The sequence below is a fragment of the Actinomyces sp. oral taxon 170 str. F0386 genome, from assembly GCF_000195595.1.
GTDB lineage: Bacteria > Actinomycetota > Actinomycetes > Actinomycetales > Actinomycetaceae > Actinomyces.
The window spans coordinates 17,267-40,972 of record NZ_GL882538.1; the positions used below are offsets into that span (position 1 = coordinate 17,267).

Genomic DNA, 23,706 nt, shown 5'->3' on the forward strand with positions numbered 1-23,706 from the left:
CCCGCCAGCAGGCCGAGTCCGGCTCCCGGGGCCGGGGCCGGGGCGAGCGCCGCGGCGGCCGTCGTGGCGACCGCGGTGAGCGCGGTTCGCGTCAGAACACCGAGCAGCAGCAGGCCGCCGAGCAGACGCCGGCCGCCGAGGCCGCTGCCGCAGACCAGGGAACGGAGGCCTGAGCCGTGCTCATTCCCCGCCGGACCAAGTTCCGCAAGCAGCACCGCCCGCACCGCACGGGCCTTTCCAAGGGCGGTAACCAGATCGCCTTCGGTGAGTACGGCATCCAGGCTCTCGAGCCCGCCTACATCACCAACCGCCAGATCGAGGCGGCCCGTATCGCCATGACCCGCCATATCAAGCGTGGCGGCAAGGTGTGGATCAACATCTTCCCGGACCGCCCCCTGACCAAGAAGCCCGCCGAGACCCGTATGGGTTCCGGTAAGGGTGCACCCGAGTGGTGGATCGCCAACGTCAAGCCCGGACGCATTCTGTTCGAGCTCGGCGGTGTCGACGAGGCCCTCGCCCGCGAGGCCATGCGCCGCGCACAGCACAAGCTTCCGATGAAGACCCGTTTCGTGACTCGTGAGGGTGGTGACGTCTGATGGCAATCGGTTCCAAGGGCCTGACCCCCGCCGACCTCGACGGCATGGACAACGAGCGCCTCTCCGAGGAGCTCTCCAAGGCCAAGGCCGAGCTGTTCAACCTCCGGTTCGCCTCGGCGACCGGCCAGCTCGAGGACCACGGACGTCTCAAGGCTGTGCGTCGCGACATCGCCCGTATCTACACGATCGTGCGCGAGCGTGAGCTCGGTATTCGCACCGCCCCGAGCACGGAGGAGTCCAAGTGAGCGAGCAGACCAGCACCGAGAACGTCGAGCAGTCCACCGAGCGCCCCCAGCGCAAGGTGCGTCGCGGCTACGTCGTCTCCGACAAGATGGACAAGACGGTTGTCGTCCTCGTCGAGGAGCGCTACAAGCACTCCCTGTACGGCAAGGTCCTCCGTCGTTCCAAGAAGGTCAAGGTCCACGATGAGCACAACGATGCCGGCGTCGGCGACCTCGTGTCCATCATGGAGACCCGTCCGCTGAGCGCCACCAAGCACTTCCGCCTCCTGGAGATCCTCGAGCGCGCCAAGTGACCCTCGGCTGAACGCCGCCCTCGACGACGTCGAGCCGGCCCCGCGACGCCGCAGCATCCCACTCGGGAGGCTGCGGCGTCGTCATATGTCGCCTTCTCAGACCCAGCCTCGGCACGGGTCTACTCCACGAACCTCAGCTCCTAGCGGCCGAGGGTCAACCGCACTCCACGACACCCTCACCGTCGTGGAGTGCGGCTATGGAGCGACTAGTAGCGTCTGGCGGTCGTGCAGTACCCGCGTTGCGTCTGCCCGATGTCCGCATCAGGCGGTTGCGAGCGCGCCTCGGTACGAGGTGAGTCGACGAAGGACCTGGAAGCCCGGGAAAAGCCGGTGAGCAAAGGCACAGGGCGGGGCGGTCATCTCAGGTACCGCTTGATGCTGCGGCTGGACTAGGCTAATGGAGTTGCGCGCGCCCTCGGTGCGCCCGACAGAGACCTCGTGCAGTCTGCGCCTGTGTCTGTCGGGAGAGCGTACCGCGGGCATCCCCTATCCCTGGGTCGGCCTCGTGCGGCCTGCGGCCGGGGGAGACGTGTGCAAGACCAGAAGAACGTTCGGCCAGGCTCAGGAGCTTCCTGAGAACCGGCTCGACGACAGGAGAACACTCAATGATCCAGCAGGAGTCGCGACTGAAGGTCGCCGACAACACCGGTGCCAAGGAGATCCTTTGCATCCGTGTTCTCGGTGGCTCGGGTCGGCGCTATGCGGGTATCGGCGACACGATCGTCGCCACCGTCAAGGACGCCATTCCCGGCGGCAACGTGAAGAAGGGCGAGGTCGTCAAGGCCGTCGTCGTGCGTGCTCGCAAGGAGCGTCGTCGTCCCGACGGCTCGTACATCCGCTTCGACGAGAACGCCGCCGTCATCCTCAAGAACGATGGGGAGCCGCGCGGTACGCGCATCTTCGGCCCCGTCGGCCGTGAGCTTCGCGAGAAGAAGTTCATGCGCATCGTCTCGCTCGCCCCGGAGGTGATCTGAACATGGCACGCATCAAGAAGGGCGACCAGGTCATCGTCATCGCCGGTAAGGACAAGGGCAAGACCGGCCGCGTTCTGGAGGTCCTCAAGGGCAAAGACCGCGTCATCGTCGAGGGCGTCCAGCGCGTTACCAAGCACACCAAGGTGGGGCAGTCCCAGCAGGGCGCCCGCACCGGCGGCATCGAGACCGTTGAGGCGCCCATCCACGCCTCCAACGTCATGCTCGTCGACCCCAAGACCAAGAAGCGCACCCGCGTGGGCTTCCGCGTCGAGGAGGGCGTGCGTCCCGACGGCCGCAAGCGCACCGTCCGCGTGCGCTACGCCAAGAAGAGCGGGGAGGACCTGTGACCATGGCTGAGAAGACCACCCCCCGTCTCAAGACGAAGTACACCGACGAGGTGCGCCCCGCCCTGCTCAAGGAGTTCCAGCACAGCAACGTGATGGAGGTCGGGCGCGTCGTCAAGGTCGTCGTCAACATGGGTGTGGGTGAGGCCGCCCACGACTCCAAGATGATTGAGGGCGCCGTGCGCGACCTCGCCGCCATCACGGGTCAGAAGCCCCAGGTCACCCGGGCCCGCAAGTCCATCGCGCAGTTCAAGCTGCGTGAGGGCATGCCGATCGGCGCGCACTCCACGCTGCGCGGCGACCGCATGTGGGAGTTCCTGGACCGTCTGGTGTCGATCTCGCTGCCTCGCATCCGCGACTTCCGCGGTCTGAGCCCCAAGCAGTTCGACGGCAACGGCAACTACACCTTCGGTCTGACCGAGCAGGCCGTCTTCCACGAGATCGACCAGGACCAGATCGACCGTGTCCGCGGCATGGACATCACCGTGGTGACCACGGCCAAGACCGACGAGGAGGCCCGCTCGCTGCTCAAGCAGCTCGGCTTCCCCTTCAAGGAGAAGTGACATGGCGAAGACCGCTCTGATTGAGAAGGCGAACCGCAAGCCCAAGTTCGGTGTCCGTGCCTACACGCGCTGCCAGCGCTGTGGCCGCCCGCACTCGGTGTACCGCAAGTTCGGCCTGTGCCGTATCTGCCTGCGCGAGATGGCCCTTCGCGGCGAGCTCCCGGGCGTGAGCAAGTCCAGCTGGTAAGAACTTACGTCGCAGGTCCGGTGAGGAAACCACGACGAGGAAGGGCCAAGGCCCACTCATGACAATGACAGACCCCATCGCAGACATGCTGACCCGTCTGCGCAACGCAAACAGCGCCTACCACGACACCGTGTCGATGCCGTCGAGCAAGCTCAAGGTGAACATCGCTGAGATGCTCAAGTCCGAGGGCTACATCGCCGGCTACGAGGTCACGGACGCCGAGGTCGGCAAGACGCTCACGCTGAGCCTCAAGTACGGAGCCAACCGCCAGCGGGCCATCCAGGGCCTGCGCCGGATCTCCAAGCCCGGCCTGCGCGTCTACGCCAAGTCCACCAACCTGCCCAAGGTCCTCGGCGGCCTGGGAGTGGCGATCCTGTCCACCTCCTCCGGCCTCCTGACCGACAAGCAGGCCGAGTCGCGTGGCGTGGGCGGCGAAGTCCTCGCCTACGTCTGGTAAGAGAAGGAACGGAGGAAAACCATGTCTCGTATTGGACGACTCCCCGTTCCGGTTCCCGCCGGAGTGGACGTCACCATCGACGGCCAGGACGTGACGGTCAAGGGCCCCAAGGGCACCCTGTCCCGCACGATCAGCGAGCCCCTGAGCGTCACCCGCCAGGAGGACGGCTCCATCCTGGTCACGCGCCCCGACGACGAGCGCCGCTCGCGCTCGCTGCACGGACTGTCGCGCACCCTCATCAACAACATGGTGATCGGCGTTACCGAGGGCTACTTCAAGCAGCTCGAGATCGTCGGCACCGGTTACCGCGTCGCCGCCAAGGGACAGGGCATCGAACTGTCCCTCGGCTTCTCCCACACCGTGACTGTCGAGCCCCCCGAGGGGATCACCTTCACGGTCGACGGCAACCTGAAGATCACCGTCTCCGGTATCTCCAAGGAGCAGGTCGGCGAGGTAGCGGCGAACATCCGCAAGATCCGTCCGCCGGAGCCCTACAAGGGCAAGGGCGTGCGCTACGCCGGCGAGAACGTGCGCCGCAAGGTCGGAAAGGCTGGTAAGTGACCATGGCTTACTCGATCAAGAGGGGCAAGGGAAACCCCCGCGTCATCGCCCGCAAGATCCGCCACCAGCGCGTGCGCAAGCACGTCTCCGGCACGCCCGAGCGCCCCCGTCTGGTGGTCACCCGGTCCAACCGCCACATGGTGGCTCAGGTCGTGGACGACACCATCGGTCACACCCTGTGCGCCGCCTCCACCCTGGAGGAGGCCGCCAAGGGCGTCGAGGGCCACAAGGTGGGTGCCGCCCACAAGGTCGGCGAGCTGATCGCCGAGCGCGCCAGGGCGCTGGGCATCGAGGCAGTCGTGTTCGACCGCGGCGGCAACAAGTACCACGGCCGTGTCGCGGCCGTCGCTGAGGGCGCCCGCGAGGGCGGCCTGAAGCTGTGAGCACTAAGACGACGAGAAAGCAGAGGAACATCTGATGGCTGCACCGCAGCGAGACAGGTCCGCGTCGTCCGACGGCTCGGCCCAGCGCGAGAACGACGAGCGCCGGGGCGAGGGCCGCGGCCGCCGCGACCGCAACAACGACCGCCGCGACCGTGGTCGCGGCAACGACGACAAGTACATCGAGCGCGTCGTCACCATCAACCGCGTGTCCAAGGTCGTCAAGGGCGGCCGCCGCTTCACCTTCACGGCTCTCGTGGTCGTCGGTGACGGTGAGGGCACCGTCGGCGTGGGCTACGGCAAGGCGAAGGAAGTTCCCGCCGCCATCGCCAAGGCCGTCGAGATCGCGAAGAAGAACTTCTTCCACGTCCCGATGATCCGCCGCACCATCCCGCACCTGGTTCAGGGCGAGGACTCCGCCGGAGTCGTCCTTCTGCGCCCGGCGTCCCCCGGTACCGGTGTTATCGCCGGTGGCCCGGTGCGCGCCGTGCTGGACTGCGCCGGTGTCCACGACATCCTGTCCAAGTCGCTGGGCTCCTCCAACGCGATCAATATCGTGCACGCCACGGTGGACGCCCTCAAGCAGCTTGAGCAGCCCGAGGCCGTCGCGGCCCGCCGAGGCCTGCCCCTGGAGGACGTCGCCCCGCAGCCCATGCTGCGGGCCCGCGCCGAGGGCGAGGCCGACAAGCGCGCCCAGGCCGAGAAGCAGGAGGCCGAGAAGGCCGCTGAAGGAGTGGGTGCGTGATGGCTGAGTCCGCATCGAAGCAGATGACCAAGCAGCTCAAGGTCACTCAGATCCGCTCTGGCATCGGGGGTACCCACCGCCAGCGCGAGTCCCTCAAGACCCTGGGCCTGCGCAAGATCCGCCAGTCCGTCGTGCGTGAGGACACCCCCAGCGTGCGCGGTCTGATTGCCACGGTGCACCACCTGGTCACCGTTGAGGAGGTCTGAGATGGCTGACACCGAGAACACGCAGGAGGAGAAGGTGCGCGTCGTCAAGCTGCACCACCTGCGTCCCGCCCCCGGCGCCAAGAAGGCCAAGACCCGTGTGGGTCGTGGTGAGGCGTCCAAGGGTAAGACCGCCGGTCGCGGTACCAAGGGCACCAAGGCTCGTTACCAGGTCCGTCCTGGTTTCGAGGGCGGCCAGATGCCGCTGCACATGCGTCTTCCCAAGCTACGCGGCTTCCGCAACCCCAACCGCGTCGAGTACCAGCCCGTGAACGTCGGCCGCATTGCCGAGTTGTTCCCCGAGGGCGGCACGGTGACCGTGGAGGACCTCGTCGCCAAGGGCGCGGTGCGCAAGAACCAGCTCGTCAAGGTCCTCGGCGGCGGCGACGTCACCGTGGCCCTGACGCTCACGGTCGACGCCTGGTCCGGCTCCGCCAAGGAGAAGATCGAGGCCGCCGGCGGTACCATCGCCACGCGCTGAACGCCGTGAGGCCGCACCCGATGGGGAGTAGCCCTCTGAAGGTGCTGCCGTCGCGAGTCACGAGATAGCAGGCCCCGGTGGCCCAGGATTTCCTGGGTCACCGGGGTTTCTCGTGCTCCGACGTCGAGTATCCCGGTGACCCCTGACCACCCACGGTGAGGTGCGCTGGGTCACCCGACGGTGCATAGCCGGGACGAGACGTGACAAAACCCGCACCTCATCGGCGTTGCAAGGCTGTCTCAGCGCCCAGGCCGAGACCTCGGCGGGGTAGTCTGGGCCGAGCGCAGTTCCCCTGCGCTCCGCCTTGCTGCCCGCAAGACCGAACCCACCCCCGAGTCCACAGGAGATCGAGTGCTCAGCGCGTTCACCCAGGCGTTCAGAACGCCAGACCTCAGGGCGAAGCTGCTCTTTACCCTTGGCATTATGGCCCTGTTCCGGCTCGGGTCGATCCTGCCGGCTCCCGGTGTCAATCTGGCCAACGTCAAGACCTGTATCGGTCAGACCCAGGACCAGGGGCTGCTCAGCCTCGTCAACGTCTTCTCCGGTGGTGCGCTGCTCCAGTTGAGCGTCTTCGCGCTGGGCATCATGCCCTATATCACCGCCTCCATCATCATCCAGCTCCTGCGGGTCGTCATTCCCCGTTTCGAGGAGCTCCACAAGGAGGGCCAGTCGGGCACTGCCAAGCTGACCGAGTACACCCGCTACCTGACCATCGGCCTGGGACTGCTCCAGTCGAGCACCATCGTCGCCACCGCCAACAGCGGACGGCTCTTCCCGGGCTGCACCGCTCAGATCATCCCCGGTGGCTCGGTCATCACGATGCTGCTCATGATCATCACAATGACCGCCGGCACCGGCCTCATCATGTGGCTGGGCGAGCTCATCACCGAGCGCGGCATCGGTAATGGCATGTCGCTGCTGATCTTCACCTCAATCGTGGCCCAGTTCCCCTCCAACATGTTCTCCATCGCCGGCGGCAACGGCGGCGCGGCCAAGTTCCTCATCGTTGTGGGCGTCGTCCTGGTGGCCACCCTCGCGGTCGTCTACATCGAGCAGGCTCAGCGGCGCATTCCAGTGCAGTACGCCAAGCGGATGATCGGGCGCCGTCAGTACGGCGGCTCGACCACCTACATCCCGGTCAAGATCAACACCGCCGGCGTCATCCCCGTCATCTTCGCCTCCTCGATCCTGGCCATGCCTCAGCTCGTCGCCGGCTTCGGCACTCCTACGAGCAAGTGGGTGCAGTGGATCATGACGCACCTGCAGCAGACGCACCCGATCTACCTGACCGCCTACGCCATCCTCATCCTGTTCTTCGCCTTCTTCTACACGGCCATCACCTTCGACGCCGAGGAGATCGCGGACAACATGAAGCGCTACGGCGGCTTCATCCCGGGCATCCGTGCCGGCGAGCCCACCGTGCGCTACCTGTCCTACGTCATCAACCGCATCACGACGGCGGGCTCCATCTACCTGGTGGTCCTCGCCCTCATCCCGACGCTTGCCGTGATCTGGCTGGATCTGTCCCAGCACCTGCCCTTCGGCGGAACCACCATCCTCATCATGGTGGGCGTGGGCCTTCAGACGGTCAAGGAAGTCAACTCCCAGCTGCAGCAGCGCCACTACGAAGGGTTCTTGTCATGAGCGCACGCATGGTTCTTCTCGGTCCCCCCGGAGCGGGCAAGGGCACTCAGGCCGCCCGGATCGCCGAGCGCCTCGGTATCCCGGCCATCTCGACCGGAGACATCTTCCGCGCCAACGTTGCCGGCGCCACCGAGCTCGGCACTCGGGCCAAGGCCTACATGGACAAGGGTGAGTACGTGCCCGACTCCATCACCAATGCCATGGTGGGCGACCGCATCGCCCAGAACGACTGCGTGGCCGGCTTTCTCCTGGACGGCTACCCGCGCACCACCGCCCAGGTCGGCGAGCTCGACTCCATGCTGAAGACCTCGGGCCTCGCCCTCGACGTCGTCGTGGAGATCACCGCCGACGCCGAGGCCGTCGTCGCCCGACTGCTCAAACGGGCCGGCGAGCAGGGGCGCGCCGACGACACCGAGCCGGTCATCCGGCACCGCCTCGAGGTCTACGCCGAGTCCACCGCGCCTTTGGCGGGCATCTACGCCGAGCGCGGCCTGCTGGTCCAGGTCGACGGCATGGGTGAGATCGACGTCGTCACCGCCCGCATCCTGGAGGCCCTCGCATCGCGCGGCATCACCGGCTCCTGAGGCCCGGCCTCACCGGCGGGTCGTCTGCTCACGCGGACGGCCCGCCTCCGCATGCTCCGACCCGCCCCAGCAGCTGCCGGGACGCTGGACCGACTGCGCCGGAACGCTGACCCGACCCGCACGGTCCCACACAGCCCACGAGATCACAGGAGGCAGCCGTGCTCTCACGCGAACAGATCCAGATCAAGACCCCCGAGCAGGTCCGCCTCATGCGCCGGGCCGGACTCGTCGTCGCCGACATCCATGCCGCCCTGCGCGAGGCGGTGCGTGCCGGGATCACCACCGGCGAGCTCGACGCCGTCTCGGCCGGCGTCATCGAGGCTGCCGGCGCCCACTCGAACTTCCTGGGCTACTACGACTACCCGGCCACCGTGTGCATCTCCGTCAACGATGAGGTGGTCCACGGCATCCCCGGCGAGCGGGTCCTGGTCGACGGCGACCTCGTCACCTTCGACTGCGGCGCCTACGTCGTCGACGACGACGGCACTCAGTGGCACGGCGATGCTGCCTTCACCACCGTCGTCGGCGGGACGTACCGCAACGAGACCGATCGGCTCGTGGATTCCACCACCCGCGAGGCCCTGTGGGCGGCGATCGCCGCCGTCGCCCGCGCCGCGGCGGGGGAGGGGAGCGGACGCGAGCTGCGCCTCAACGCCGTCGGCGACGCCGTCGAGGCCGTGGTGGCCGCGGCCGCCGAGCGCGAGGGCCGCGAGCTGGGCATTCTCCAGGAATACGTCGGCCACGGCATCGGCACGAGCATGCACATGGCGCCCGACGTCCTCAACTACTCGGTCAAGCGACGCGGGCCACGGCTGCGGCCCGGCATGGTGTTGGCCATCGAGCCCATGCTGACGGCCGGCAGCCCGGCCACGCGTGAGCTCGACGACGGCTGGACCGTTGTCACCCAGGACGGCTCCCACGCCGCCCAGTGGGAGCACACCGTGGCCATCGTCCCCGGTGGTGTGTGGGTCCTCACCGCGCCCGACGGCGGTGCCGAGGGACTGGCCCCCTACGGCATCGAGCCCAAGCCACTGAGATAGCAGACGCGCTCCGTCCGGTCACCCGCCGCGGCATCGTCGTCGACCCGCCGCCATGCGCCGGTGTGTCAGGAAACACCGCAGGGTGGCGCCATCTAGCATGGTGGAGCCCGGGCGGTCTGCCGTAAAGTTATCCGCTGGACGCGCGTCCGTCGATGACGTATGCCCGCATCGCGATATCGAGACCCTGGCAACAGTGGCTCGCCTGTGGTAGGGCCTGCAGCGGCGGCCGCGACCGCCCGGCGACGTCGTCGTCGGGGTGAACTCGAGCGAGAAAGCACCGATGGAGGAACATGGCTAAGAAGGACGGAGTCATCGAGGTCGAGGGATCGGTCGTCGAGGCCCTTCCGAACGCGATGTTCCGGGTGGAGCTGAGCAACGGGCACGTCGTGCTCGCGCACATCTCCGGAAAGATGCGGCAGCACTACATCCGCATCCTCCCCGAGGACCGGGTGGTCGTGGAGCTGAGCCCCTACGACCTCTCCCGCGGCCGAATCGTCTACCGGTACAAGTGACATGTCGGCTCCCAGAGCCGGCGGAGGAACATCATGAAGGTCAAGCCGAGCGTCAAGAAGATCTGTGACAGCTGCAAGGTGATTCGTCGCCACGGCCGCGTCATGGTCATCTGCGAGAACCCGCGGCACAAGCAGCGTCAGGGCTGAGCCCCCGGCGCCGGGCCGCCCAGATACCTGGACGACCCCTTTCCAGCACCCATCCCAGCGCACCCGCACCACGGGTCCGCAACCCCCGGTTCTCGGAGGCCGGGGCCACCAGACGAGGTGGGGGAGATGGGTGACGACCTCCGGGAGCACACAGGAGAACCACACCGTGGCACGCATTTCCGGTGTCGACCTGCCTCGCGAGAAGCGAGTCGAGGTCGCACTCACCTACATCTTCGGGATCGGACGCACTCGCGCGGACGAGACCCTGAAGGCGACGGGCGTCAACCCCGACACCCGCGTCAAGGACCTCACCGAGGAGGAGCTGGTCAGGCTCCGCACCCACATCGACGGCAGCTACCAGGTTGAGGGTGACCTGCGTCGTGAGGTCCAGGCGGACATCCGCCGCAAGATCGAGATCGGCTGCTACCAGGGCCTGCGTCACCGCCGCCACCTGCCGGTGCACGGTCAGCGCACCAAGACCAACGCGCGTACCCGCAAGGGCCCCAAGCGCACCGTGGCCGGTAAGAAGAAGGCCAAGTAAGCAGCAGCTCGCGCCCCGCCCTGCGGAGAGCGCAGTGACGACCTCATCACGAAGAAGGAAGAATGCCTCCCAAGACCCGCGCCGCCGCGCGCAAGACGCGCCGCAAGGACCGCAAGAACGTTACCCACGGTCACGCCTACATCAAGTCCACCTTCAACAACACCATCGTCTCCCTGACGGACCCGCAGGGTGCCGTCATCGCCTGGTGCTCCTCCGGCCAGGTCGGCTTCAAGGGGTCGCGCAAGTCGACCCCCTACGCCGCCCAGCTCGCCGCCGAGTCCGCCGCCCGGCGCGCCCAGGAGCACGGCATGAAGAAGGTTGACGTCTTCGTCAAGGGCCCCGGCTCCGGCCGCGAGACCGCGATCCGCTCCCTCCAGGCCGCCGGCCTCGAGGTCGGCTCCATCACCGACGTCACCCCCCAGGCCTTCAACGGCTGCCGCCCGCCCAAGCGCCGCCGCGTTTGAGCTTCATGGGACGACGGCGCAGCACCTGCTGCGCCGTCGTCCCACCACGTCCCGCCCAACCGGCGGGGCGCGGAGTAGGGCCGGCTCGGGCGGGCCGGCAGCTCCAACCATGAGGAACGGCGTCATATAGCGGGCGCCGCGACGAAAGGAAACCACGTGCTCATTGCACAGCGACCCACGCTCACCGAGGAGGTCGTGGTCGAGGACCGCCGCTCGCGCTTCGTGCTCGAGCCCCTCGAGCCCGGCTTCGGCTACACGCTCGGCAACTCCCTGCGGCGCACGCTGCTGTCCTCCATCCCGGGGGCGGCCGTGACCAGCGTCCGCATCGACGGGGTGCCCCACGAGTTCCGCACGATCCCCGGGGTCAAGGAGGATGTCGCCCAGATCATCCTCAACATCAAGGAGATCGTCCTGTCCTCGGAGAACGACGAGCCGGTCGTCATGTACCTGCGCAAGTCCGGTCCGAGTGAGGTCACCGCCGGCGACATCACCCCGCCGGCCGGCGTCGAGATCCACAACCCCGATCTGGTCATCGCCACTCTCAACGAGAAGGGCAAGCTGGAGATCGAGCTGACGGTCGAGCGCGGCCGCGGCTACGTCTCCGCCAACCAGAACAAGGACCCCAACGCGGAGATCTCCCGTATCCCGGTGGACTCGATCTACTCGCCGGTCAAGAAGGTCTCCTACTCCGTCGAGGCCACCCGTGTGGAGCAGCGCACCGACTTCGACCGTCTCATCGTCGACGTCGAGACCAAGTCCTCCATCACCCCGCGCGACGCCCTGGCCTCCGCCGGTAAGACGCTCGTGGAGCTCTTCGGCCTGGCCCGCGAGCTCAACGTCGAGGCTGAGGGCATCGAGGTCGGCCCCTCGCCGATCGACGAGGCCTTCCAGCAGGATCTCGCCCTCATGATCGACGAGCTCGACCTGCAGGCCCGTTCCTCCAACGCCCTCAAGCGCGAGGGCATCCACACCGTCGGTGAGCTCGTCTCGCGCAGCGAGGCCGACCTGCTCGACATCCGTAACTTCGGTGCCAAGTCCATCTCCGAGATCAAGGACAAGCTGGCCGAGCTGGGGCTCTCCCTCAAGGGCTCCCCGGTCGACTACGTCTCGGACGACGACTACGCCAACCCCACCTTCAGCGACGAGACCCAGGCCTGAGCCGGCTCGTTATTCATCTAGGAGACAACCATGCCTCGCCCCACCAAGGGTCCCCGCCTGGGCGGTAGTGCCCAGCACGAGCGCCACCTGCTCGCCAACCTGGCCACGCAGCTCATCGTCCACGAGTCGATCAAGACCACGGAGGCTCGCGCCCGTCGCCTGCGTCCCTACGTCGAGAAGCTCATCACCAAGGGCAAGCGCGGCGACCTGCACGCCCGTCGCACCGTGCTCAAGAAGGTGACGGACAAGTACGCCGTCTACCGCCTCTTCGAGGAGCTCGCGCCCCAGTTCGAGGGCCGCGAGGGCGGCTACACCCGCATCATCAAGACGACCCCCCGTAAGGGCGACAACGCCCCCATGGCGGTCATCTCCCTGGTGCTGGAGCCGGTTGCCCGCAAGGAGGTCGTGGACGACGCGATCGCCACCGCCAAGAAGGCTGCCCAGAAGGCCGTCGCCGACGAGGACAAGGCCGCGAAGAAGGCCGAGGAGAAGGCTGAGAAGGGCGGCAAGGCGGAGAAGGCCGAGTACGCCGGTGCGGTTCGTCTTGAGGAGGGTGCCACGGATGCTCCCGACGACGACCACCTGGTCAAGGGCAACGAGGACTCCATGAAGTACCACGTTCCCGGCTCGCGCTGGTACGACGCCACGGTCGCCGAGGTCTGGTTCGCCAGTGCCGAGGAGGCTGAGGCCGCGGGCTTCGCCCCCGCCGGCGGCGCCGCCGCCCAGAAGGTCGAGAAGTGAGCCGGGGCTGACGCTCTGAGCAGCACTCCGGGGAGGGCCGGTCACCATCAGGTGACCGGCCCTCCCCGTGTCTTATGAAGGCGGTGGCTCAGAGTGGGCTCAGTGAGCCATCTGCCGCCGTTTGCCTGGTCACGTCGCTGACCTCCTGGCGAATGCGGGCGGCGTCAGCCTCCCTGCCGCTCCACTGGAGTACCGAGGCGTAGGTGCCGAGGGTATCGGCGAGGCCCCGGTTGAAGGCCTCCGGCTGCTTGCGGGCCAGACCTCGGTAGAGGTCGACCGCCTCCCGCGCGGTCTCCAGAGCCTCCCGTCGGTGGCCCGCCTCGGCCAGGCGCTTGGCGAGCCGGTGCAGGCACGGCGCCAGTGCCGGGGTGTGAGTCGCGGGGGCGCGCTCGGCCAGCTCCCGACGGATCGCCGCCGTTTCACGGATCGCCGCCAGAGCGGCCGAACGATGTCCCGTGTCAACCAGGCACGTCGCGACGTTGTGCAGGGAGGCTGCTAGAGCCGGTTTGTAGGCTGCCGGATCGATCTGCACCAGGCTGCGATAGATGGTGACCGCCTCCTGAACGGCGGCCAGGGCCTCGTGCGTGCGTCCGGCGCGGTTGAGGTTCAAGGTGAGGATGTTGAGAGCCCGGGCCAGGTCGGCGGTGTAGGAGGCCGGGTTGGCACGGACCAGACGCCGATAGATGTCAATGGCCTCCCGGGCCGCCGTGAAGGACTCGGGCAGCTGCCTGGCCGTGTACAGGCCGACGGCGAGGATGTACAGGGACTCGGCAAGATCCGAGGTGTAGGTCGTAGGACTGCCCTGGACCAGGGTGCGGCGGATGCTGACCACCTCACGCGCCGCGGTCAGAGCACGGTCCAGGCGGTCAGCGTCGCGCAGGCAGGCGGCGTACGCCTTGAGAGCATCGGCCAGATCGGGCAGGTGTGTATCGGGGGCGCTGCGAGCCAGAGTCCGAGCGATACTGACCGCCTCCTGGGCTGCGGCGAGTGCCTCATGGCGCCGTCCCACGTCACTCAGACGCCGGGCCAGTGTCCCTAAGGAGCGGGCCACTTCGGGGGAGTACAGGGCGGGTGTGCGGCGGGCCAACCCCCGGTAGAGCGCGGTAGCCTCCTCGGCGGCTTCCAGCGCCTCATCGCGGCGCCCTACCCCGGCCCTGCATGCGGCCAGGACCTCCAGGGCGCCGGCAAGCTCGCCGGTGCAGGAACCGGGCTCATCCTTATCGAGGCTGCGGTAGAGGCTGACGGCCTCCCGGGCCTGGCCAAGGGCCTCATCGACGTAACCCACCGTGCGCAGCCTTGGAGCCAGACTGCTCAGGTCCGCCGCGAGTCGGTGGATCTGGGTGCCCGGGTCGGACTGTGTTAGGCGCCGTCGGACACTGATGGCCTGCTGAGCGGCGATGAATGTGTCGCTCGGGCGCCCGGACTCGCCCAGACGGCAGGCGAGCGTGGTAAGGGCCCGAGCCAGATCGGCGTCGTAGGTGGAGGGCTCATCCCGGCTCAGGCTCCGGTAGAGCTCGACGGACTCCTGCGCGGTGGCCAGCGCATCGCGCAGCTCGCCGGCCGCGCTCAGGTCGACGGCGAGCCGGCCCAGAGACTCGGCCAGACCGGGAGCATGGGCGTCGTAGTTCCGCTGGGTCAGGCGCCGTCGAATCCTTACCGTCTCCCGAGAGATCGCGACCCCCTCGCGAATCCTGCGGGCCTCGTGCAGGCGGACCGCCAGGACTGACAGGCCTCCAGCGAGGTCGGCCAGGTAGAGGTCCGGGTTGACCCGGACCAGACCGCGGTGGATCTCGCTCGCCTCCCGAGCGGCGTCCAAAGCCTCGCCCCGGCGCCCCGAGCTCGCCAGGCGCTCACTGAGCTCCAGCAGCCGGCTGGCACGAGCCACGCCCTCGGGGCTGACATAGGGGGAGAGCGACACGTCTGAGAGCCTCGGAACTGGGGGAACGATGGTGGGCCCACGTTAAACGGCGAGCATGCGCCTCGCGATGGGGAGACGTCACCGGGGACGCGCCCTGTCGGCCGCTCCTTTAGAATCGACGAAGGGCCGGTAGGGCGGGTATCGCGATCATGAGGAAGGGAGCCGGTGTGGGCGCGCTGTTCAGCCTGGACCACGTGGGGGTCCAGGTCGTCGCCATGACGGCGACCTTCATCCTGTGCCTCACCCTGGGTGCCGAGCGTCACCTGCGCCACAAGGACGCCGGGGTCAAGACGCACGTCCTGGTGGGACTGGGCTCGTGCCTGTTCACCCTTGTGTCCGCCTACGGATTCGCCCCGATCACCGGATCCGATGTCGCCGTGGACCCCAGTCGTGTGGCCGCGCAGATCGTCTCCGGCATCGGCTTCCTGGGGGCCGGGGTCATCTTCGTCAACAATGACACCGTCCGCGGCCTGACTACCGCCGCCACTGTCTGGCTCAGTGCCGCCATCGGCATGGCCTGCGGAGCGGGCATGATCCCTCTCGCCGCGACCGCCGTCGCGCTCGACTACATCGTCGTCCTGCTGCTAGGGCCACTCACCTCGCGCCTGCAGCGCCGCCACGGCGAGGTAACCGTACGCATCGACTACGAGGTTGGCCGCGCCATCATGCCCGAGATCCTCCAGGCCGCCACGGCCTCCGGCTTCACGGCCACCTTGGAGGAGACCGAGATGACCCGCGGCGAGCACGGGCGCACCATGAACGCCGTTATGCGCTTCCACGGGCAACGGCCCGCCGCCAACCTCATCGAGTCCCTGTCCGGCCTCGACGGCGTCGACGGCGTCGAGCGCCTCGAGGGCGGTCGGCTCGACTGAACACAAGTGACTCCTGGATCCTGGCGCCTCCTACTCCAGGGCCCGGATGATGGCCTCGACGGTGCCCTTGGCGTCGCCGAAGAGCATGGAGGCGTTCTCCCGGAAGAAGAGCGGGTTGTCCACCCCGGCGTAGCCGGTGGCCATGGACCGTTTGAAGATGATGACTCGGCTTGCCTCCCACACGTGCAGCACCGGCATGCCCGCGATCGGTGAGCCCGGCTCCTGGGCGGCTGGATTCACGGTGTCATTGGCGCCGATGATGAGAACGACGTCGACGTCGTCGAAGGAGTCATTGACCTCGTCCATCTCTAGGACGATGTCGTAGGGGACCTTCGCCTCGGCCAGCAGTACGTTCATGTGTCCGGGCAGGCGGCCCGCAACCGGGTGGATGCCGAAGGTGACCTCCACACCCTCCGAGCGCAGCATCTCGGTGAGGGTGGCCACCGGGTACTGGGCCTGGGCGACGGCCATCCCGTAGCCGGGGGTGATGACCACGCGTCGGGCGTTCTGCAGCAGGTGGGCCACCTCGTCGGCGCTGGTCTCGTCCACCGATCCCTCGTGCTGAGGGCCGCCCGCGGCGGCGCCGGTGGAGTCGGTTCCGTAGCCGCCCAGCAGCACCGAGACAAAGGAACGGTTCATGGCCTGGCACATGAGGTAGGACAGGTATGCCCCCGAGGAGCCCACCAGCGCCCCGGTGATGATGAGCAGGTCGTTGTCCACCATGAAGCCGGTGAAGGCGGAGGCCCACCCCGAGTAGGAGTTCATGATCGAGACGACTACCGGCATGTCGCCGCCGCCGATCGCCAGCACCAGATGAGTGCCCAGTGCCAGGGAGATCACCGTCATCGCCGCCAGGAAGGCCCAGCCGGTACTGGAGCCGGCCGGTGCCGCCATGAACCCCACCATGAGAAGCAGGGAGACGATGAGCGCCCCGAGGTTGAGCAGGTTGCGGCCCGGTAGCGTCATCGGGCGCCCCGGTACGCGGCCGGCCAGCTTGAGGGCCGCCAGGACGGAGCCGGTGAAGGTCACCCCGCCGACGAACACGCCCAGGAAGACCTCGCCCAGGTGGAAGGCTCCCAGAGAGGCGGACAGGGCGTCGGGGGAGACGTAGGAGTTGTAGCCCACCAGGACGGCTGCCAGCCCCACCAATCCGTTGAGCGCGGCGATGAGCTGGGGCATCCCGGTCATGGCTACGCGCCTGGCCACCACCAGCCCGATGACCGAGCCCAGGGCCAGCCCCATGACGATGAGCAGCAGTGTTGGCAGCACGCCCCGCGCGGGCTGGTTGCTCAGGGCCAGGCCGATGGCGGCGAGCACCGCCACTCCCATGCCGACGGCGCCCGCCACGTTGCCTGCCACCGCGGTCTCATGGCGGGACAGACCGGCCGCGGCCAGAATGAACAGGATCGCGGCGGCGATGTAGGCCAGGACCACGGGTGAGGGCAGAGACGGCGTGGCGGCGATCAGTGTGCTCGACGACGCAGCCGGCGTCAGGATCGGCATCTGAGTCATCATCCGGTCCTCACCTCAGTCCTTCGTGAACATGGCGAGCATGCGGTGGGTGACCGCGAAGCCGCCGACGATGTTGATCGTGGCCAGGACCACCGCGGCCAGGCTGATGGCGCTGATGACCGGGTGGGGGTGACCGACTTGCGAGATCGCCCCGATCAGGATGATCCCCGAGATCGCGTTGGTCACCGACATGAGCGGCGTGTGCAGGGCCGGGGTCACGTTGGAGATGACGTGGAAGCCCAGGATCACTGAGAGCATGAGCACGATGTAGTGGCTCGTGGCGGCCGATGGCGTCACCAGCACCAGGGCTGCTGCCACGAGGCTGACCGCGGCCAGCCCTAGCCACTGCCGGGAGCGCGAGAGTGCCCGGGCTGCGCGGGCGGCCTCCTGTGTGGCTGCGTCGTCGGCGTTCGCCTGTGCCGGGTGGCCCGGGGCTGGAGCGGCCGAGACCTGGATCTGGGGAGGTGGCCACAGCAGCTCGTTGTCGTGGGTGACTGTGATAGCCCGGACCACCTCGTCGTCCAGGTCCACGACGAGCTCGCCGTCCTCGGTCGGGGTGAGCAGAGCCAGCAGGTTGACGATGTTGCGCCCGTAGAGCTGGGAGGCCTGCGCGGGCAGCATCCCCGCCAGGTCCGTGTGCCCCACGATCGTGACGCCGCCGTCGGTGGTGACCACCTCGCCGGGCGCTGTCAGCTCGGTGTTGCCGCCAGTGGCCGCGGCCATGTCGATGATGACCGATCCGGGGCGCATGGCCTCGATCGCGGAGCGGTCCAGGAGCACCGGCGCGCGGCGGCCCGGAATGCTCGCCGTGGTGATGACGACATCGGACTCGGCGGCCTGCTGGGCGTAGAGTGCGTTGGCCGCGCTCGCCTGATCGGCGCGCATCTCCTTGGCGTAGCCGTCGGAGGACACCTCCTGGGCGCTGGGCAGTGGTACGAACTGCGCTCCCATGGACCGGACCTGATCGGCGACCTCGGGGCGCACATCGGAGCCGCGTACCTGCGCGCCCAGGGAGTAGGCCGTCCCGATCGCAGACAGCCCGGCCACCCCCGCACCGATGACGTAGACAGTCGCGGGTGGGAACTTGCCCGCGGCGGTCACCTGCCCGCTGAACAGCCTGCCCAGGTATGAGGCCGCCTCAATGACGGCCCGGTAGCCGGCGAGGTTCGCCTGCGAGGAGAGCACATCCAGCGACTGCGCCCGCGAGATCCTCGGGACCACGTCCAGGGCCATGCAGGTGATGCTCCGCTCCTGCAGCGCCTCGAGGAGCTCGGGCCGGCGTGCCGGGTCCAACCGACAGATGAGGACCGAGCCCCGGGTCATGAGCGCCAGGTGCTCCTCGGTGGGCGCCGAGGCACTCACCACGACCTCGCAGCCCCAGATCCGGACGCCGCTGGCTGACTGGGCCCCGGCGGCCTCGTAGGCGTCGTCGGGGAACTGTGCCCGCGTCCCGGCGCCGCGCTCGACCAGGACCTCGTAGCCCATGCGGATCATCCGCTCCACTGTCTGCGGGCTCGCAGCGACGCGTGGCTGATCCGCAGGTTCGCGGGGGACTCCGATACGCATAGTGCCTCCTTGCACGACACGGGTGCCGTCGCAGCACCTCACAAGAAACTATCGGCAAGATAGAAGGTGGTGAGGTCTGCGGCAAGGGACTGTTGGTGTCGGTCCGGTGACGTGGGCGGAGAGACGGACCAAAGAAACGGCCCGCACGCGGTGCGCGAAGGCACTGACGGTGGATGGAACAAGGGCGATTAGGGGCGGGTCATGTCCCAGCAGCGGGCGCCACCGGTCATGCCGGCCTCGTTGGGGACCACGACGACGTCGTCGCCGATCTTGGCCAGCTGGGTCGCCGTGATCCGGCGCGAGTTGCCGCCACCCAGGTAGAGGCGGTCCCACAGGTACATGGGGCGCAGGGCGTCGACGACGCGACGTACCCGGCGCGACCAGTGGGCGTCGCCCAGGCGCAGCCGCTCGTGCTCGCCGATGTAGTCGTCATAGGTCAGGCCCCAGCGCACCGGACCCTGGGAGACCTCCACGTGAGGGGCCAGGACGCCGTTGTCGAAGACGGCGTTGCCCAGGCCGGTGCCCAGGGTCACGATCATCTCCAGTCCGTGGCCGGTGACGACACCGGCCCCGGCGACCTCGGCGTCGTTGAGGACCAGAGAAGGGATGCCCAGGGCCTTCGAGACACTGGTGCCCATGTCAAAGCGGGCCCAGGCCTCCACCAGATCGGGCAGAACCCTGGAGCGCGGGCCGTCCCTGGTGATGTAGTGCGGCGTGGCGATGACGACCCCGTGGCGGATCATGCCCGGCATCCCCACCGTCACCCGGTCCGCGCCCGGCAGCTGGGACGCCAGTGAGGCGATGGTCTCCACCAGCTTCGTCGGCGGTAGCGGGTAGGGGGTCGGGGTGCGCACGGCGCGGGAGATGATGTTGCCCTCGCGATCCAGCACCGAGGCCTTGATGCCGCCGCCGCCGCAGTCCACGGACAGAGTCGTTGTGCTCACGGCGGCGAGCCTAGTGGAAGTGCATAGTTCCTGGGAGAGAGGCAGTGGGGCGGGCGACGACTCGAGAGCTGCGCGGCGCGGATGGTTGCCGAGAGCGTCTGTGCAGCCCAGGCCTGTACCGCATGCTGCATCTCGAGAAACCCGTGCGGTTCAATAGGGACATGCCACGCATCCGCCTCGACCTGGCCTACGACGGCACCTTCTTCTCCGGGTGGGCCGCCCAGCCCGGTCTGCGTACCGTCGAGGGAGTCCTCACCTCCGCCCTGGCCACCGTCCTGCGCGAGCCCGTTCGCCTTGCGGTGGCTGGTCGCACCGACGCCGGTGTCCACGCCGCGGCCCAGGTAGTCCACCTCGACGTGAGCCCCGAGGCCTGGGCCGCGCTGCCCGGACGCTCCGACCGCCTCCCCGAGGCCGCCCTGCTGACTCGAATGGCGGGGGTCCTGGCTCGTGAGGCGCAGACCAGCCTGCCGCGCACCCCGCGTGGAGCCGGCGACGTCGTCGTCACCGGGGCGCGCATCGTGCCGGAGGCCTTCGACGCCCGTTTCGGGGCGTTGTCCCGCCGCTACACCTATCGGATCGCCGACGCCGACGCTCCTCGCAACCCTGCCCGGCGTGCCACCGTTCTGTGGCTGCCGGACCGGCTCGACGTCGAGGCCATGGAGGCCTCTGCCAAGCCCTTGCTCGGCGAGCACGACTTCCTGTCCTACTGCAAGCCCCGCCAGGGGGCCACAACCATCCGCACCCTGCGCGCCCTGGAGTGGCGGCGAGTCGCGGCCGGACCGGATGCAGGGCTGGTGACTCTGTCCGTCGTCGCCGACGCCTTCTGCCACTCCATGGTCCGCTCCCTGGTAGGAGCCGGTCTCGCCGTCGGGCAGGGACGCAGACCCGCCGCCTGGCCCGATGAGCTCCTGGCCGCTCGTAGTCGTGACGGCGCCGCCCCCGTCGCCCCGCCGCACGGGCTGACCCTGGAGGAGGTCGTCTACCCGGCCGATGACGAGCTCGCCGCCCAGGCTGAGCGTGCCCGGGCCACCCGCCGCCTGACCTGCTGACAGCGCGCTCAGTGACAGGTGGGCCGCGTGGTGCGATTCACGGAACTGGAAAGCCGCACCTTTTGACCCTCCCATGGACCGCCCGGTACTGTTGGCAATCGTCGTGCAGCACACGTGCGCGTGTCCGCGGTGCCGTCCCACTCGCCCCGGATCGCCTGTGCTCCGACCACTCACCTGACCATGGTGGTCTCGCCGAACTGCGAATGCTTCACCGCGCTTCGGCGTGCCCACTCGCCAAGAGAAACGAAGGCAACGCCCGTGCGCACGTATACACCGAAGCCCGGCGACGTCGAGAAGAACTGGTACGTCATTGACGCCACCGACGTCGTCCTGGGTCGACTCGCGGCCCAGGCCGCCACCCTGCTCCGTGGGAAGCACAAGCCCCAGTTCGCGCCCAACGAGGACTGCGGCGACTACGTCGTCGTCATCAACGCCGACAAGGTGGCCCTTACCAACGGCAAGGCAGACAAGAAGTTCGCCTACCGCCACTCCGGCCACCCGGGTGGTTTGACCGCCGTCTCCTACCGCGAGCTGCTGGCCACTCGCCCCGAGCGCGCCGTCGAGAAGGCCATCAAGGGCATGGTTCCGCACACCAAGCTCGGTCGCGCCCAGCTCAAGAAGCTCAAGGTCTACGCAGGTGCCGAGCACCCGCACGCCTCCCAGAACCCGAAGCCGTTCGAGATCACCCAGGTCGCCCAGTAAGCGCTCCCGCGCTCGGCACCTCGCGACAAGCAAAGGACATATCGTGGCTGAGACCACTGTCGACATCGACGCGCTGGACGAGGAGAACGCCCCCTCCAGCTACACCACCGAGACCGAGGAGGCCGCCCCGGGGCGCGGCCAGTCCATCACCGCCCCCGGCTCAGGCCTGGGTCGCCGCAAGGAGGCTGTCGCCCGCGTGCGCCTCGTTCCCGGCACCGGTCAGTGGACGCTGAACGGCCGTTCCCTGGAGGACTACTTCCCCAACAAGCTGCACCAGCAGCTCGTGCGCGCCCCCTTCACCATCCTGGACCTCGAGGGCCGCTTCGACGTGATCGCCCGCATCAACGGCGGCGGCGTCTCCGGCCAGGCCGGTGCCCTGCGCCTGGGTATCGCCCGCGCCCTCAACGAGATCGACCGTGAGGCCAACCGCGCCACCCTGAAGAAGGCCGGCTTCCTCACCCGCGACTCGCGCATCGTGGAGCGCAAGAAGGCCGGTCTGCACAAGGCCCGCCGCGCCCCCCAGTACTCCAAGCGCTGATCCGGCGCGGTCCCGGTCGGACCGACTGGACCCGCTCGCCCGCTGTGCACGATGGCGGCCGTCCCCTCTCCGGGACGGCCGCCATCGTCATCTGTCAGGGGCTGCCGCGAGCGGCCTTGACATCGCAGGATGATCCGACTGGCCGCCGCCGATGGGCGGGATCTCGGGCGGGACCCCTCCGTGACGAGCTCCCGGGAGGACATCAGACCTTCCCTGCGCTTCGGTCGTCATGCCCCCGTACCGCGCGGCCCGTGGCAGGATGGTCATGTTTCGTCACCCTTCAGGAGGATTTCCATGGCTCGTCTCTTCGGAACCGACGGCGTACGCGGCCTGGCCAACGACCTGCTCACGCCAACTCTGGCCGTACAGCTCGGTGAGGCTGCGGCCCGCGTCCTGACCAAGGACACGACCGCCACCCGGCGCACCCGCAGCGGTCGTCCCCGCGCCATCGTGGGCCGCGACACCCGTGCCTCCGGAGAGTTCCTCGACCACGCCATCAGCGCGGGGCTGGCCTCCTCCGGGATCGACGTCACACGCGTGGGCGTCCTGCCCACCCCGGCGATCGCACACCTGACGGCAACCCAGGACATCGAGCTGGGCGTCATGATCTCCGCCTCCCACAACCCCTTCCCGGACAACGGCATCAAGTTCATCGCCCGCGGCGGCTACAAGCTCGCCGACGCCGTCGAGGACGAGATCGAGTCCCTCCTGGGCAAGGTTGACGGCCGGCCCACCGGGTCCGACGTCGGTCGCGTTGTCAAGGGCGAGACCGTCGCCGACCAGAACTACATCAACCACCTCGTCGACTCCGCGGCCACTGACCTGTCCGGGCTGCGCATCGTCGTCGACGCCTCAAACGGAGCCGCCTCCGTCGTCGGGCCGGCCGCACTGCGTGCCGCCGGCGCCGAGGTCATCGTCATCAATGCCTCCCCTGACGGCCTCAACATCAACGACAGCTGCGGTTCCACTCACCCCGAGCAGCTGCAGAACTATGTCAAGGCCGTCGGCGCGGACATGGGCGTGGCCTACGACGGCGACGCCGACCGCTGCCTGGCCGTGGACGCCGACGGACAGCTCGTCGACGGCGACCAGATCATGGGCATGCTCGCCATCGGCATGAAGGCCGACGGCACCCTCGGCTCCGACACGCTCGTCGTCACCGTCATGAGCAACCTCGGCCTCATCCTGGCGATGCGCGAGCACGGCATCCGCACCGTTCAGACCGGGGTGGGAGACCGCTACGTGCTCGAGCGGATGCTCCAGGGCGGCTACACCCTGGGCGGAGAGCAGTCCGGCCATGTCATTGACACTATCCATGCCACCACCGGTGACGGCGTGCTCACCTCCCTGCACGTGGCCGCGCGAGTCAAGCGCACCGGCAAGACCCTGGCCGAGCTGGCCAGCGTCGTGACCCGCCTGCCCCAGACGCTCATCAACGTCAAGAACGTCGATAAGGCGGCCGTCAGCACCAACCAGTCCGTGCAGGACGCCGTCGCCTCCGCGGAGAAGGAGCTGGGCGAGACCGGCCGCGTCCTGCTGCGGCCCTCGGGTACTGAGCCTCTTGTGCGCGTCATGGTCGAGGCGGCGTCCCAGGAGGAGGCCGACCGCGTGGCCCGATCCCTGGCCGACACCGTCAAGAGCAACCTCAGCCTGTGAGCTGACGGAAGGTTCCTCCTCGGGGCCGGTCGCAGGCGTGGCCACTACAGCGGTGGCCGGCGTCGCGACCGGCCCTTCATCATTGACGCCAT

Annotated in this window: 31 protein-coding genes and 1 pseudogene; 28 read left to right on the forward strand and 4 right to left on the reverse strand. The window is 68.3% G+C overall.

Features of this window, described 5'->3' with window-relative positions; all coding sequences use genetic code 11:
* The 23 genes and pseudogenes from HMPREF9056_RS14640 to rplQ form a co-directional block, all read left to right on the forward strand.
* Nucleotides 1–173, forward strand: a pseudogene (locus tag HMPREF9056_RS14640) (30S ribosomal protein S3); the annotation flags it as partial.
* A gap of 3 nt (nt 174–176) precedes the next feature.
* Nucleotides 177–596: a 50S ribosomal protein L16 gene (rplP, locus tag HMPREF9056_RS05415; protein ID WP_003781881.1), complete on the forward strand. Its 420-nt coding sequence runs from the start codon at nt 177–179 to the stop codon at nt 594–596.
* Nucleotides 596–841, forward strand: coding sequence for a 50S ribosomal protein L29 (gene rpmC / locus HMPREF9056_RS05420; RefSeq protein ID WP_009403578.1), 246 nt, complete (start codon nt 596–598; stop codon nt 839–841). The genes rplP and rpmC overlap by 1 nt, the downstream gene beginning before the upstream one ends.
* The gene (gene rpsQ, locus HMPREF9056_RS05425; RefSeq protein ID WP_009403580.1) at nt 838–1,131 is read left to right on the forward strand and encodes a 30S ribosomal protein S17; all 294 of its coding nucleotides are present in this window, start codon (nt 838–840) and stop codon (nt 1,129–1,131) included. Before rpmC ends, rpsQ begins: the two co-directional genes overlap by 4 nt.
* A 605-nt stretch (nt 1,132–1,736) precedes the next feature.
* Nucleotides 1,737–2,105 carry a 50S ribosomal protein L14 gene (gene rplN, locus HMPREF9056_RS05430; RefSeq protein WP_003781898.1) on the forward strand — a complete coding sequence of 123 codons (369 nt, stop codon included), beginning with the start codon at nt 1,737–1,739 and terminating at the stop codon, nt 2,103–2,105.
* A 2-nt stretch (nt 2,106–2,107) separates the two neighbouring features.
* Nucleotides 2,108–2,452: a 50S ribosomal protein L24 gene (rplX, locus tag HMPREF9056_RS05435; RefSeq protein ID WP_009403584.1), complete on the forward strand. Its 345-nt coding sequence runs from the start codon at nt 2,108–2,110 to the stop codon at nt 2,450–2,452.
* Nucleotides 2,453–2,454: 2 nt separating this feature from the next.
* The gene (gene rplE / locus HMPREF9056_RS05440) at nt 2,455–3,012 is read left to right on the forward strand and encodes a 50S ribosomal protein L5 (protein ID WP_009403587.1); all 558 of its coding nucleotides are present in this window, start codon (nt 2,455–2,457) and stop codon (nt 3,010–3,012) included.
* 1 nt (nt 3,013) lies between these two features.
* Complete coding sequence (locus HMPREF9056_RS05445) at nt 3,014–3,199, forward strand: type Z 30S ribosomal protein S14 (protein WP_003781856.1); 186 nt, start codon at nt 3,014–3,016, stop codon at nt 3,197–3,199.
* Between the two features lie 58 nt (nt 3,200–3,257).
* Nucleotides 3,258–3,656 (forward strand): 30S ribosomal protein S8, encoded by a 399-nt coding sequence (gene rpsH, locus HMPREF9056_RS05450; RefSeq protein ID WP_003781870.1) that lies wholly within the window; start codon nt 3,258–3,260, stop codon nt 3,654–3,656.
* Between the two features lie 21 nt (nt 3,657–3,677).
* On the forward strand, nt 3,678–4,217 hold the full coding sequence (gene rplF, locus HMPREF9056_RS05455) for a 50S ribosomal protein L6 (RefSeq protein ID WP_034513976.1): 540 nt from the start codon (nt 3,678–3,680) through the stop codon (nt 4,215–4,217).
* 2 nt (nt 4,218–4,219) lie between these two features.
* Nucleotides 4,220–4,600, forward strand: a complete 381-nt coding sequence (rplR, locus tag HMPREF9056_RS05460; protein WP_009403591.1) for a 50S ribosomal protein L18 — start codon at nt 4,220–4,222, stop codon at nt 4,598–4,600.
* A 34-nt stretch (nt 4,601–4,634) separates the two neighbouring features.
* A complete protein-coding gene (gene rpsE / locus HMPREF9056_RS05465) occupies nt 4,635–5,342 on the forward strand; it encodes a 30S ribosomal protein S5 (protein WP_009403597.1) in 708 nt (235 codons plus the stop codon).
* Complete coding sequence (rpmD, locus tag HMPREF9056_RS05470; RefSeq protein ID WP_009403599.1) at nt 5,342–5,548, forward strand: 50S ribosomal protein L30; 207 nt, start codon at nt 5,342–5,344, stop codon at nt 5,546–5,548. The genes rpsE and rpmD overlap by 1 nt, the downstream gene beginning before the upstream one ends.
* Before the next feature lies 1 nt (nt 5,549).
* Nucleotides 5,550–6,026 carry a 50S ribosomal protein L15 gene (gene rplO / locus HMPREF9056_RS05475; RefSeq protein WP_003781827.1) on the forward strand — a complete coding sequence of 159 codons (477 nt, stop codon included), beginning with the start codon at nt 5,550–5,552 and terminating at the stop codon, nt 6,024–6,026.
* A gap of 351 nt (nt 6,027–6,377) precedes the next feature.
* Nucleotides 6,378–7,670, forward strand: coding sequence for a preprotein translocase subunit SecY (gene secY / locus HMPREF9056_RS05480; protein WP_009403603.1), 1,293 nt, complete (start codon nt 6,378–6,380; stop codon nt 7,668–7,670).
* Nucleotides 7,667–8,254 carry an adenylate kinase gene (locus HMPREF9056_RS05485; RefSeq protein ID WP_009403605.1) on the forward strand — a complete coding sequence of 196 codons (588 nt, stop codon included), beginning with the start codon at nt 7,667–7,669 and terminating at the stop codon, nt 8,252–8,254. Before secY ends, HMPREF9056_RS05485 begins: the two co-directional genes overlap by 4 nt.
* A 158-nt stretch (nt 8,255–8,412) precedes the next feature.
* Nucleotides 8,413–9,294, forward strand: coding sequence for a type I methionyl aminopeptidase (gene map, locus HMPREF9056_RS05490; RefSeq protein WP_009403610.1), 882 nt, complete (start codon nt 8,413–8,415; stop codon nt 9,292–9,294).
* A gap of 290 nt (nt 9,295–9,584) precedes the next feature.
* Complete coding sequence (gene infA / locus HMPREF9056_RS05495; RefSeq protein ID WP_003781847.1) at nt 9,585–9,806, forward strand: translation initiation factor IF-1; 222 nt, start codon at nt 9,585–9,587, stop codon at nt 9,804–9,806.
* Between the two features lie 33 nt (nt 9,807–9,839).
* Entirely contained in the window at nt 9,840–9,953 is a 114-nt protein-coding gene (rpmJ, locus tag HMPREF9056_RS05500; RefSeq protein WP_003781903.1) for a 50S ribosomal protein L36, read from the forward strand.
* A 166-nt stretch (nt 9,954–10,119) separates the two neighbouring features.
* A complete protein-coding gene (gene rpsM / locus HMPREF9056_RS05505; RefSeq protein WP_034514065.1) occupies nt 10,120–10,494 on the forward strand; it encodes a 30S ribosomal protein S13 in 375 nt (124 codons plus the stop codon).
* 62 nt (nt 10,495–10,556) lie between these two features.
* Nucleotides 10,557–10,958 (forward strand): 30S ribosomal protein S11, encoded by a 402-nt coding sequence (rpsK, locus tag HMPREF9056_RS05510; RefSeq protein WP_009403616.1) that lies wholly within the window; start codon nt 10,557–10,559, stop codon nt 10,956–10,958.
* 156 nt (nt 10,959–11,114) lie between these two features.
* Nucleotides 11,115–12,116, forward strand: a complete 1,002-nt coding sequence (locus tag HMPREF9056_RS05515; RefSeq protein ID WP_003789324.1) for a DNA-directed RNA polymerase subunit alpha — start codon at nt 11,115–11,117, stop codon at nt 12,114–12,116.
* A gap of 30 nt (nt 12,117–12,146) precedes the next feature.
* Entirely contained in the window at nt 12,147–12,857 is a 711-nt protein-coding gene (rplQ, locus tag HMPREF9056_RS05520; protein WP_009403618.1) for a 50S ribosomal protein L17, read from the forward strand.
* A gap of 88 nt (nt 12,858–12,945) precedes the next feature.
* Here rplQ and HMPREF9056_RS05525 read toward each other — a convergent pair whose 3' ends face one another.
* Nucleotides 12,946–14,775, reverse strand: coding sequence for a tetratricopeptide repeat protein (locus HMPREF9056_RS05525; protein WP_009403621.1), 1,830 nt, complete (start codon nt 14,773–14,775; stop codon nt 12,946–12,948).
* A 149-nt stretch (nt 14,776–14,924) separates the two neighbouring features.
* Between HMPREF9056_RS05525 and HMPREF9056_RS05530 the strand changes: the two genes are divergently transcribed.
* Entirely contained in the window at nt 14,925–15,647 is a 723-nt protein-coding gene (locus HMPREF9056_RS05530) for an MgtC/SapB family protein (RefSeq protein WP_009403623.1), read from the forward strand.
* Nucleotides 15,648–15,677: 30 nt separating this feature from the next.
* Here HMPREF9056_RS05530 and HMPREF9056_RS05535 read toward each other — a convergent pair whose 3' ends face one another.
* The 3 genes from HMPREF9056_RS05535 to HMPREF9056_RS05545 form a co-directional block, all read right to left on the reverse strand.
* Nucleotides 15,678–17,162: an NAD(P)(+) transhydrogenase (Re/Si-specific) subunit beta gene (locus tag HMPREF9056_RS05535; protein WP_009403625.1), complete on the reverse strand. Its 1,485-nt coding sequence runs from the start codon at nt 17,160–17,162 to the stop codon at nt 15,678–15,680.
* A 12-nt stretch (nt 17,163–17,174) separates the two neighbouring features.
* Complete coding sequence (locus HMPREF9056_RS05540; RefSeq protein WP_034513981.1) at nt 17,175–18,725, reverse strand: Re/Si-specific NAD(P)(+) transhydrogenase subunit alpha; 1,551 nt, start codon at nt 18,723–18,725, stop codon at nt 17,175–17,177.
* A gap of 188 nt (nt 18,726–18,913) precedes the next feature.
* Nucleotides 18,914–19,669, reverse strand: coding sequence for an ROK family protein (locus tag HMPREF9056_RS05545; protein ID WP_034513983.1), 756 nt, complete (start codon nt 19,667–19,669; stop codon nt 18,914–18,916).
* A 161-nt stretch (nt 19,670–19,830) separates the two neighbouring features.
* Here HMPREF9056_RS05545 and truA point away from each other — a divergent pair, with 161 nt between their 5' ends.
* The 4 genes from truA (at nt 19,831) to glmM (ending at nt 23,614) form a co-directional block, all read left to right on the forward strand.
* The gene (truA, locus tag HMPREF9056_RS05550; protein WP_172635242.1) at nt 19,831–20,718 is read left to right on the forward strand and encodes a tRNA pseudouridine(38-40) synthase TruA; all 888 of its coding nucleotides are present in this window, start codon (nt 19,831–19,833) and stop codon (nt 20,716–20,718) included.
* Nucleotides 20,719–20,976: 258 nt separating this feature from the next.
* Complete coding sequence (gene rplM / locus HMPREF9056_RS05555; RefSeq protein ID WP_009403643.1) at nt 20,977–21,420, forward strand: 50S ribosomal protein L13; 444 nt, start codon at nt 20,977–20,979, stop codon at nt 21,418–21,420.
* Nucleotides 21,421–21,463: 43 nt separating this feature from the next.
* Nucleotides 21,464–21,958 (forward strand): 30S ribosomal protein S9, encoded by a 495-nt coding sequence (rpsI, locus tag HMPREF9056_RS05560; protein WP_009403645.1) that lies wholly within the window; start codon nt 21,464–21,466, stop codon nt 21,956–21,958.
* 294 nt (nt 21,959–22,252) lie between these two features.
* A complete protein-coding gene (glmM, locus tag HMPREF9056_RS05565; protein ID WP_009403646.1) occupies nt 22,253–23,614 on the forward strand; it encodes a phosphoglucosamine mutase in 1,362 nt (453 codons plus the stop codon).
* The last annotated feature ends 92 nt before the right edge of the window (nt 23,615–23,706 follow it).